Genomic DNA, 11,178 nt, shown 5'->3' on the forward strand with positions numbered 1-11,178 from the left:
GAGGCTACCGCAGCGACTTAAGCACGAGCCTTTTCTAAGTCGCTGCGGTAGCCTCAACCTTCTAAACTTCCTCAACCTTCTAAACCATTCCATCGGATGAACCTCATTTTTGGTATTGCACTAGACAATCCATCCTGGCCATTACCCAACCATTCACAAGGCGGTACGTTGTGGTTAGGGCCAAATGGCTTATTGCAATGGCTGGAATTTTTTTATGGCTTGGCAGGTCACAAAAACAACAATGAACACCTGCGCATTGAGCAATACCGCCAGGCGATCCGCCAACACCTGGAACAAGATTCAACAGCTTTTTTTTCACGTTCTTTTGCTGCCGATCAATTCGCAACCGCGGCCAATTTACTCAGCCGTCGGGATGAATTGTTATTGGCTGGGTGGGATTTTGCCCCAAACGCTACTACCCCAGCTCGTTTGACCAGCATTGCCCAGGTTGAAAAAGCCCTACAAGACAGTGAGCAAAGCCTTCCCGCTGGCTTCGCCGATCGTTTTATCGTCTTGGAGCAAAAAATCAAGCAACGACCTGCTCCTATTCAACGCATAAATTTCGTTGAACCGGCTACCTTGATTCCGGTACATTGGCAACGCCTTTTTAAGGCTTTGCTACAACAAGGCGTAGAGCTCAACTACCCTATTGCTCAGCATCAACCTCAGTCCGATACCGATTTGGGGCGTTTTCAGGCTTTTTTGGCGAGAAAAAGCCAAACACAAGAGCTGGCCAAAGATGGTACCTTATTGTTGTTGCGGGGTAAAAGAGACACCGATTTGGGGAGTTACCTGGCTGCCTTATTGCGCCGCAATCCTAACTTCCACCCCTGTTTCCTGATCCCGGATAAATCGCGCACGCTGGATGAAGCTTTCATTCACGAAGGTTTGCCCAGTTTGGGTATCCAACCCGCGTCCTTGGCAAGGCCCACGCTGCAAGCACTCAAATTGATCCCCAATTTTTTGTGGACGCCGATTGATCCTTTTAAAATCATGGAGTTCGTTTGTCTACCGCTTAAACCACTGGAAACTGAATTGGCCAACCGCATTGCGCAACAAATGGCTCAAACCCCGGGAATCCTTGGTGAATCCTGGCAAGCCATGCTGGGGCAATACTTCGCTGAACTAGAAGAACGAGCCGCCAAAGAACCAAGCCTGGACATTCGGGAAATTCGCCAGCAGTACCGTTTTTGGTTCGAGCGGCGGCGCTACGATATTGCTGGAGTAGTTCCTAAAAGTGAGGTGGAAGAAATTTTTCTGTACCTGCATATTTGGGCTACTCGCACATTAGAGCAGAAGAGCAACAATCCTTCTTTGCTCACCCTGGCTGAACAAGCCAAACAGATCGTCGATTTGTTGCAAACGCTACCCGAGAATGAGTTGACCCGTCTGGAATTGGAGCGCATCGTGCGGACAGTTTACGAACCTGCTCCCATGCAGATGAGTTTGCAAGAAGTAGGTCGATTCCCCTATGTCCACCAACCCAATGCTTTGACGGCCCCTGTACGGGACTTGATCTGGTGGAATTTCACCCAAAACGAACCCGACTATTTCTTCTCCCGCTGGTACGATCAGGAGCGCAACTGGCTACAGGGGCTCAACATTCAATTGAGTAGTCCTTCTGATCAAAATGCCTTATTGGGCTTTCAACGCCGTCACCCCGTTTGGATGAGCAAACATCGTTTGATTTTGGTCGTTCCCGAAATCGCGGAAGGGGAAGCCATGCTCCCACATCCCTTGTTGGGTGATTTGGAGGCTTGTTTTGGTCATTTAGACGCCATTACCTGCACTGAAGAAAATCAGTTGCTGAAGCGATATTTTGAACTGCCCCAAAAAGTAAACATTCCTTTCCGACGTTTGGGCAAACCAGCGGCGTTTTTGCGCTTGAATCACCCGGAAAAATTGGTAGAACGTGCTGAAGAAACGTTTACCAGTCTGGAAAGTTTGTTGTACTACCCTTATCAGTGGTTGTTTCGGCACCACATCCGCCTGCGTAAATCTTCCATCCTCAGCATTGTAAAAGACAGCACGCTACAGGGGAATTTGGCGCATCGTTTTTTCCAAAACCTTTTACTCATCCCTGAGTTAAGTAGCTGGACTAAATCGCAGGTTGATCAGTGGATCGATCGGGAAGCGGAACGGCTATTGCACAGGGAAGGTGCCGTTTTGCTCATGTATGGCAAAGAAGCAGAACGCAAACGTTTTTTAAAACGCCTAAAATTTGCCGCTTGGAGCCTGGTGAATTTGTTACAAAACAACGAGTGGGCGGTAGCCGCTACAGAATTGCCCCTCGAAGGGAAATTTGCCACAATTCAGTTAAACGCCCGCGCCGACCTGGTTTTGGCACGGGAATTGGAACAAACAGTATTGGACTTGAAATGGCGCGGTGGCCTAAGGCGGGAACTGATGATCAAAAACGAAGAAGATTTGCAACTCGCCCTGTACGCTCATTTGTTGCCGCTGAGTACAGACCAGGTACATACTGCTTATTTCATTATGGAAAATGGGTGGCTCATTGCTCGGGACCGATCTGCTTTCAAAGACATTACCCCAATTAGCCCCGATGTGAATCCAATTGAGGTGCGAAAACGTATACTCCAAAAGATGGAGGCTACTTTGCAGTGGCGATTGACACAGATTCGCCGCGGTGAGGTGGAAATCCGCTGCGCAGCCACCATTGCCCATTTGGAGGAACAGTATGCCGAGGACGATTTATTGGCTTTTTTGGAACTAAAAAGGGAAGATGCCCCCTTTGATGACTACCGAACCTTAATCAATCTGGTTAAGTAATTAGACTTTATAAACTCAAGCAGCTTCTGTTCATAAAGTCTTTTTGTACTTCCTGAGACAAAACTTTCGTTTCTCTACAATGGGGGTTTTTGCTATTCTCGTGTTTATACCTATAATTGACACTCTATTCTGACCCCCATCATAATCTTAAAAACAAGTGAGCATGTGTTTGATGTACTTACAACGATCTATAATCAAAGTCCTGCTTTGTATTGCCTTGTTTTTTTCCGCTGGACAGCATGATCTCAAAGCGCAAAACCTCAACGCAGCCAATGTAGCAACGGCATTGTACCAAGCTTTAGAGCATAAGTCTGATCAACAGCATTTCCATATCCTGGTCAGCCTCAAAAGTCAGGTGGACCTTTCCAGTTGGCAACAAGGAGATCTGCGGAGCTCCAGTTCCCGCGATCAGCAGGTTGCTTCCCTGATCAATGCGCTGCAAAGCAAAGCAGCAGCTACCCAGCCCCGCTTGGTCAACTGGATGCAGGCGGCGAATGGGGTGGAAAAAAACTCGGTCAAAACTTACTGGATTGCCAACATCATTGAACTAAAAGCTAGCGCAGCCTTTATTGCTGAATTGAGCAATCACCCAGAAGTAGACTGGATTGAACCTTTTCCGGAAATGGCCATCGAAAGTTATCGGTCTGCACCGGCTCCACCACCGCTTAGTCCGGGAGGCATAGAGCCGGGTTTGAACGCGATCAATGCCCGCGCTTTGTGGCGTTTGGGCTATACCGGATACGGGCGCAAAGTATTGATTATAGATTCCGGACAAGAGTATGAGCATCCAGCTCTACGTACCCAGTTTGCCTACAATTATGGCTCCATGGCTTCCACTTACCGCAGTTCCATCCTTGGCGACCTATGTGGCGAGCACGGTACTGCCGTAGCAGCCGTAGCCGTTGGTTTGGATCGTTTGACCCGTGATACAGTGGGTGCAGCCTTCAATGCTTTGTGGATGGGGGGGCCAGCCGCTTTCCGCAATCCAACCACTAACGAGATCTGCCCCTTGGAGGGCATCTCAACGAGCACGATCGAAGTTTTGCAATGGGCGCTCAACCCCGATGGGAATACCCTCACCTCTAGCGACATTCCCGATGTGGTCAACAATTCCTGGGGCAATAGCAACAATGCTGATGAGTGTCGGAGTTCCTTCCGCAACGTGGTACAAGCCTTGGATGCTGCTGGAATTGCCGTCGTTTTTGCCGCAGGCAACCGTGGGCCAGATCCTTCCACCGTTAACCTTCCCGGTGGGCTAAACCTCGATCTGGTAGTGCCCATGTCGATTGGTTCGATTAACGGCAATACCCTCAATTATCCCATTTCGGATTTTTCCTCCCGTGGTCCTTCTGTCTGCGGTCGCGATGGTAGCTTTTTGATCAAACCAGAAATGGTTGCTCCCGGTGAACGCGTGCGGACTGCCACTTTACAAGGTGGTTATTCAACGGTAGATGGCACTTCTTTTTCTGCGCCATATGTTTCAGGGGCGATTTTGCTACTCAAAGAAGCTTTCCCTACCCTGAGTGGCCGCCAACTGGGGCTGGCCTTGTACAATTCAGCAAGAGATTTGGGCACTGCCGGGGAAGACAATGATTACGGCAGGGGTCTTATTGATGTAGGTGCAGCCTACAACTGGTTGATCAGCCAGGGTTTTCAACCCACTCCACCCCTGCGAGCGACCAATGATGTCATTCACGTACTGACCAAACCGCGCATTTTTGGTTGTGATCGGCAAGCCTATATTGAAGTCAGTTTTGAAAATAGCGGGGCGGACACCCTGCGCAGCATGGACATCATCATCCGCCGCGACGGGCAAAGCACTGTTTTATTCCAAAACCGTTGGATGGGAAAATTGGCACCAGGCAAATTGACCAGCTATTTTGTCCCTCCTTTTGATGCCCCAGTTGGACGCTACATTGTGGAAGTGGAATTGCGCAACCCCAATGGTTTTGCCGATGCCCGGGCTTTAAACAACAAGTTCAAAACCTACGTCAACGTTAGCGCCTTGTCGCAATTGCCAATTGCAGAAGCTTCGGCTGTCAATATTTGTGCGGGTAGTGAAGTTTTGTTGAGCAGCAACTACGAAGGTGAAGGGACAGTGCGTTGGTTCAATCAGAATACGGGTGGCACAGTGCTGGGCACTGGCAACAATTTTGTCACCGGCGCCCTGAACAAAGATACCGTGCTTTTTGCCGAACTAACATTTAATCGATCCACTGGTCGCTTGAATCAAACGGGCGGTGATGTCGTTTATAGTGATTCAGTCGGTGGACTGGTTTTTGACGCCTATTACGACTTTATCCTCAAATCGGTTACCATTTATCCGAATCGGACCGGTTTGCGCTTTTTCACCTTGCGGAATTCTACTGGAGGAGTACAAACGATTAGTTATCGAGTGAGTAAAGTTGGGGAGCAAAAAGTCCCGCTTAATTTCAAGGTCATGCCAGGAGCCGATCAGGTGTTAGAATTGACCCGTGGAGCGGAATTGTCCGTACTCAAAACCGATTCCTCCTACCCCATCGCCATTGCGGACGTGCTGGCCATCAAATATGCCAACAATGTGGTAGGTACGGATGATTATCCCTTCTTTTTCAATTGGGAAATTGAATATGGTTATCCTTGTGGCAGGACTCCCGTGTTTATTGATGTAAATCCGAGCGCCGCCAAACCACAAGCTCAATTTGCGGTACCCAGTGGCTCTCTTAAGCCCAATACTACTTTGAGTTTTCAGGATTTGTCGACAGGAGCAACCGAGATATTGTGGAATTTTGGCAATGGGCAAGTGAGTACCGAAAGTAATCCAAGCACCAGCTACGCCCAAGCGGGATCTTATCTGGTCTCGCTGAGCGCCACCAATGCCGAAGGCTGTAGTGATGTCAGTGTAAAAACCATTCAGGTGGGTACCGCCACTTCAACCGCCGAACAGGAGGCATTGGCGTATCAACTCAAAATATTTCCCAACCCAGCCCATGACGAAGTCAACGTTGAATTCAACCTTGATCGGAGCAGACTGGTTCGGGTAAGTGTGGTCAACAGCATTGGACAAGTAATGCGTACCCAAAACCTGGGGGAACGGACGCTCGGTCAGGCTCAAATTGCCTTAACTCAGCTGCCCCCTGGCGTTTATTGGCTGATGTTTGATGTGGAAGGAGTAAGAGTTGCCAAACCACTTTTAAAGAAATGAAAGATGAGAGATGAAAGTGGCAACCCAAATCTCTCATCTTTCATCTCTCATCTCTAACCTTTGCGGTCTTAACTAAAATCACCCAAACTGTTGCACACGCCCATCATCCACGTCATCATCCCCGTTTTTAACGAAGAAAAGTCCATTGGTTTGGTCTTGGCTGAGATCCCCCGGGATTGGGTGCAGGAGGTCATCGTGTGCAACAATGGGAGTACCGACAATACCGCTCAAGTGGCGCAGGCAGCAGGAGCTACAGTAGTATTTCAGCCCAGCAAAGGTTACGGCAATGCTTGTCTGAAAGGAATGGAGTACATCCGGCAAAAGCCTCTGGCGGAGCAGCCCGATATCGTTGTTTTTTTGGATGGAGATTATTCGGATTATCCCGAGGAATTGCCTTTGGTTGTCGGCCCAGTTCTGAATGAGGGTATCGATATGGTGATCGGCTCACGTTTATCTTCTGGCAAAGCAGAAAAAGGTTCACTCACCCCACAGCAAGTTTTTGGCAACTGGCTGGCTACTTTCCTCATCCGGCATTTGTACAATTATCATTTTACCGATTTGGGGCCATTCCGGGCCATCCGTTGGAAAAGTTTGCTGGCGTTGAACATGGTCGATCGCAATTATGGCTGGACGGTGGAGATGCAAATCAAGGCTGCCAAACAAAAATTGCGCTGTACGGAGGTCGGGGTGCGTTACCGGAAGCGGGTTGGGGTGTCTAAAGTATCGGGAACAATCAAAGGAACCATCTTAGCCGGGTACAAAATACTTTATACCATCTTCAAACATCTTTGAGCTCTAATAACGAAAAAACGAAATTAGATTCTGTGTTTTCAAAGAATCCAATCATAAGGTTTTTAGGAATTGTGTGACAAACAATGCCCCGCAAACGTTTGTACGGATTATAAAAAAAATATTTCTGAAAAAGGCGTTACTTTGCCCCCCTAATTCGTTCTAAACTAGTGAAAAACGATATAAATTGCATCGTCTTTCAGCACATGTTGAGAAACCTGTTAAAAGAGAAAAACGCACATAACCAATATGATGTCCGCACTTGCCTTCTTTTTTTTGGGGGTGTACACCTTGTCCCTGACCTACGTGACCGCTTACTGCTTGTCACAATTCAATCTTCTCTACTACTACAAGCGCTTTGATTGGCGCCGTAAAAAAGAGGAGTTTAAAGCAAGATTCGCGGCAACGGCTCAGGCCGAAGCTGTAGTCGCTGCTGCCGCTGTCGTTGGGGGAAAAACCATCACCTCTGCTCAAAACCTTGGCGTAGCAAACGCTGATTACAGCCTAATGAGTACTGAAGAGTACGAAAAAACCTACCCTTTTGTGACCATCCAGTTGCCACTTTACAACGAACAATACGTAGTAGAGCGCCTGATTGACAACATGGTACAAATGGATTACCCACGTGACCGCTTCGAAATTCACGTATTGGATGACTCCACCGATGAAACCCAGGAACTGGTTCGTGGCAGAGTTGCTTACCACCAGGCTCAGGGGATCAACATCGAACAAATTCGCCGGAAAGAGCGCAAAGGTTACAAAGCTGGTGCACTGAAGGATGGTATGGAATTCGCCAAAGGTGAGTTCATGGCCATTTTTGACGCTGACTTCCTGCCTCGTCCCGACTTCCTGAAAAAGACTGTTCCACACTTCGAAGATCCTAAGGTAGGGGTGGTACAAACTCGTTGGGAGCACATCAACGAAGATTATTCGCTGATCACTCGCCTGCAAGCCCTGCAACTCAATGTACACTTTACGGTTGAGCAAGTAGGCCGCATGGAAGGCAAACACTTCTTGCAGTTCAACGGCACCGCTGGTTTGTGGCGTCGCAAAACCATCGAAGATGCGGGTGGTTGGGAAGCAGATACCCTGACTGAAGACCTCGACCTGAGCATTCGTTCTCAGCTGAAAGGCTACAAAATCAAATTCCTGGAAGAAGTATCGGTTCCATCCGAGTTACCAGCCGACATGAACGCCCTCAAGGCGCAACAGTTCCGCTGGATGAAAGGGGGTGCTGAAACCGCTCGCAAAATGTTGCCCATCGTTTGGAACTCCAACATGAGCCTGATGCAAAAAATGAATTCCACCTTGCACTTGTTGGCAAGTACGGTATTTGTGTTTGTATTTGTGATGGCGATGTCCAGTGTTCCACTCTTGTATCTGGTGAACGTTTTGGCTAAGCAGCATAATTTCGACAAAGACTTCTTTACAGTATACCTGCTGGGTATGTTGAGCATCACCTTGATGTACTACATCGCCAACGTACAATCCAAGGCGCGGCATTTGCCTGTGGTGAAATCGGTTTTCCGCTTCATTACGCACTTCCCGCTGTTCCTGGCTATGTCGATGGGCTTGTCCTTGCACAATACCATTGCCGTAATTGAAGGCTGGAGAGGTAAAAAATCTCCTTTCGTACGTACACCGAAGTTCAACATCAAAGACGGCAAAGACCAGTTCTCCAACAACAAGTACCTGAAGAAAAACCTGACCTGGGGCACTTACCTCGAAGGGTTTATGGCTTTGTACTTCGGTACTGCGGTACTGTGGTCGGCTTACTGGGGTGAAACGATCTTCATCGTGTACCACGTGATGATGACGATCGGGTTTGCTTCGGTTTATTTTTATTCTTGGAAGCACGCTCGGGCGTAATTGACGCAAGGGCTTGAAGCTATAAACGGCCAAGTAGAGGAATCTGCTTGGCCGTTTTTGGTTTGAGAGAAAGGTATTATTTGATTATCAAGCAGTTGATGATTTTCTTTTTTTGAGTTCAGAGTTCCGAATACATGACTTACGAATTTAGAAGTGAGCTACCGCAGCGACTTAAGCCAAGGTTGTGTCTAAGTCGCTGCGGTAGCACACTTCTAAACTCATGTTCTCATGTATTCGGAACTCTTAACTCAAAAAAGCCTTAAGCCAAAATCATCAGATAGGGCAAAATCGGAAATAAACCCTCACTAAAGGTTTGGGAGGGCTTGTTTTTTTTCCTCACATTGGCACTTTTGCCACTTCAAAAGCATGGAAATGCAACTCCCGCACGAACTCCATATTGCCGAACAATTTTTTGCCCCCGGACAGCGCTTTCATGCGACCTAGCCGCCGGTTTCCCCGTTCCATTTCAGCAGAGGTGGGTGCTCGGCGTTCGCCGATTGTGCCATAGATTTTGGTCATCGGTGGTGTCTTGAATTTGCCAAAAAACAGGCTATTCAGCCAGTACCACTTCCCGCTGTTCACGGCCATGATGCAGACTTTGGGGTTGGTCCCAGCATTGCGGGGAATAGTTTGGGTGAAAATTTCAAAGTAAAACCCCGAGAAATCATCCCGATTGAGAAAGAACGAACCGATGGGCGTAACGTTTGGTTGCCCCTCAGCATCCGCTGTTGCAATGGAAACGTGTAGGTTGGTGGCAAAACCATGCCGGAAGTTTTGGCGGATGATTGGCCAATTTTCAGAGGTGATGGGTGAAGGCATATGGGTGTTTTTGGATGAAACAAGGCAGGGGGGTATTGGGTTTTTGAAAGGATCGATTGGTTTGAATAGCAGAAATTGATTCTCGAGACGCTTACAAGTCTTTATTTTTCAAAAATTCTGAGCTGCCCTCGAATGGCATTGACGGTCGAGCGGTCTTCGTGGGCGTAGATGATAAAAGTCTTCAGCGGGGTAGGTTCCATCCGTAATGTAGCTGTAGCGTTTTAGCAAATGTAGCGAAATTTTTTTTAATTCAAATTTTGAAGCGGGGTGGGAAATGGAGGGATGGGGTTCTACTACAATAACGTGAGATGTGAATTAATTGATTTTTTTACCGCAGAGTTTCTCAGAGTAAACACAGAGTTTCTCAGAGTTTTATAAGTTTTCAGGAGTTTTGCCACCTCTGGTGGCTGGAGGTCGGGTACAATTAAAATTTGATTGTTTGGCATTAAGTAGTGGGGCAAAAATAAGTGCTCATTTTTCTTAAGCCAAAGGAGCATTTATTTTTTTATCGCCCTTAATAAGGTTTATTCAATTCGCCTCTGAGTAATCTTAGCCACCGAAGGTGGCCTAAACTCTGTGAAACTCTGTGTGTACTCTGCGAAACTCTGCGGTGAAAAATGTGGTGTGTGAATGGTTTTTTGCCAAAAAAGTCAATTCCTTGATATTCAAGGCGAAAAAATCAAAATTCACATTAAAATAATATCTTACACCTTAGGGCTTAGCATTGCCTTTCCCTATCAAATCCTCCCCAACTCCACCTCCGCCGCAATAAACGCAAAACTCGCCCACTGATTCCCCCCAGTAATCACCCGAAACAGCCGCTCCGCCTCCTCTTTTTGCCCATTGAGTAAATAATAATTCGCCAAACCAAGCGCCACTGTGCTGTTGCTCAATGAATTGGGCTGGGCGATTTCTTCCTTGAGTTTTGTGGCCTCAAGTGCCCCTTTGTGCAGCAGCAAGATCCGCAGGTAATCAAAATTTTCGATCAAGGGCAGGTCGGGTTTGATGCTTTCGAGCAATTTTTGGGCTTTTTGCTCCGCGCCGAGCCGCCGGTAACACAAGTACAACCAGTTGGCCGTGGCTACGTACATGTCTGGATTTGCGGATTTGCGGAGGTCTTCTTCGTAGTAGCGCGCGGCCTTTTTGTATTGCCCTTTCAGGTAGAGGCAAAGCCCCAGATGGTAGCGTATGTTCGACTGCAAGGTGCTGGTAGGAATCCCCTTGGCATTGGGTGCACCATCGGGTTCTACCTCGTCGGGTTTGCCTCTGGTGAGTGCATAAGCCTGTTTAAAATCGGCCATGGCTTTGTCTACACAACGAATGCTCATATAGCGGTGACCGCGGTGGCGGTACAGTCGAGCATCGGCGAGGTGCTGGGCAATGCCCTGGGTATACAGTTCGATGGCCTCGGAGTAATGCCCCAGATAGGCCGTTCGGCGGCCGTACCAGATGAGGGCGTCGGCGCTGTTGGGGGCTTTTTCGTAGTCGGCTTTGGCTGCAGCGCGTTTTTCTTCCATACTTGTACGGGCGGCTTCGCTCAATACGGGAGGGATGATTTGGGTGGCGCAGTCTTGCCCCAGTGCTACAGATAGAGTGATGATGGCCAGGCCGCAGCTTAAGATGATTTTGCTGAATACTTGCATAGGTTGCTGAAAATCGGGTTATGGTGGAGAGGCTTTTGACAGGAATAAAGGTAGGGCTTAAGTCGAAAATCTAAACGCAAATTT

At 48.0% G+C, this 11,178-nt stretch carries 6 protein-coding genes; 4 read left to right on the forward strand and 2 right to left on the reverse strand.

The window, feature by feature from the left end:
- The first annotated feature begins 96 nt into the window (after window positions 1-96).
- The 4 genes from ACEW9O_RS08970 to ACEW9O_RS08985 all read left to right on the forward strand — a co-directional run bounded on the left by ACEW9O_RS08970 (window position 97) and on the right by ACEW9O_RS08985 (window position 8,632).
- Window positions 97-2,790: a PD-(D/E)XK nuclease family protein gene (locus tag ACEW9O_RS08970; RefSeq protein WP_373549813.1), complete on the forward strand. Its 2,694-nt coding sequence runs from the start codon at window positions 97-99 to the stop codon at window positions 2,788-2,790.
- Between the two features lie 163 nt (window positions 2,791-2,953).
- Window positions 2,954-5,974: a S8 family serine peptidase gene (locus ACEW9O_RS08975; protein ID WP_373549814.1), complete on the forward strand. Its 3,021-nt coding sequence runs from the start codon at window positions 2,954-2,956 to the stop codon at window positions 5,972-5,974.
- Between the two features lie 90 nt (window positions 5,975-6,064).
- Complete coding sequence (locus tag ACEW9O_RS08980; RefSeq protein WP_373549815.1) at window positions 6,065-6,766, forward strand: glycosyltransferase family 2 protein; 702 nt, start codon at window positions 6,065-6,067, stop codon at window positions 6,764-6,766.
- A gap of 246 nt (window positions 6,767-7,012) precedes the next feature.
- Window positions 7,013-8,632, forward strand: coding sequence for a cellulose synthase family protein (locus ACEW9O_RS08985; RefSeq protein ID WP_373549816.1), 1,620 nt, complete (start codon window positions 7,013-7,015; stop codon window positions 8,630-8,632).
- A gap of 336 nt (window positions 8,633-8,968) precedes the next feature.
- On the opposite strand, the gene ACEW9O_RS08990 is transcribed toward ACEW9O_RS08985, so the two are convergent.
- Entirely contained in the window at window positions 8,969-9,451 is a 483-nt protein-coding gene (locus ACEW9O_RS08990) for a pyridoxamine 5'-phosphate oxidase family protein (protein ID WP_373549817.1), read from the reverse strand.
- A gap of 737 nt (window positions 9,452-10,188) precedes the next feature.
- Window positions 10,189-11,094, reverse strand: coding sequence for a tetratricopeptide repeat protein (locus tag ACEW9O_RS08995; protein WP_373549818.1), 906 nt, complete (start codon window positions 11,092-11,094; stop codon window positions 10,189-10,191).
- Between the last annotated feature and the right edge of the window lie 84 nt (window positions 11,095-11,178).

The sequence above is a fragment of the Haliscomenobacter sp. genome (assembly GCF_041740695.1).
Classification (GTDB): Bacteria; Bacteroidota; Bacteroidia; order Chitinophagales; family Saprospiraceae; genus Haliscomenobacter.

Coding starts and splice junctions, on each gene's coding strand:
- ACEW9O_RS08975 (WP_373549814.1), top strand. CDS start 2,954: ATGTGTTTGATGTACTTACAACGATCTATAATCAAAGTCCTGCTTTGT.
- ACEW9O_RS08995 (WP_373549818.1), bottom strand. CDS start 11,094: ATGCAAGTATTCAGCAAAATCATCTTAAGCTGCGGCCTGGCCATCATC.
- ACEW9O_RS08985 (WP_373549816.1), top strand. CDS start 7,013: ATGATGTCCGCACTTGCCTTCTTTTTTTTGGGGGTGTACACCTTGTCC.
- ACEW9O_RS08990 (WP_373549817.1), bottom strand. CDS start 9,451: ATGCCTTCACCCATCACCTCTGAAAATTGGCCAATCATCCGCCAAAAC.
- ACEW9O_RS08970 (WP_373549813.1), top strand. CDS start 97: ATGAACCTCATTTTTGGTATTGCACTAGACAATCCATCCTGGCCATTA.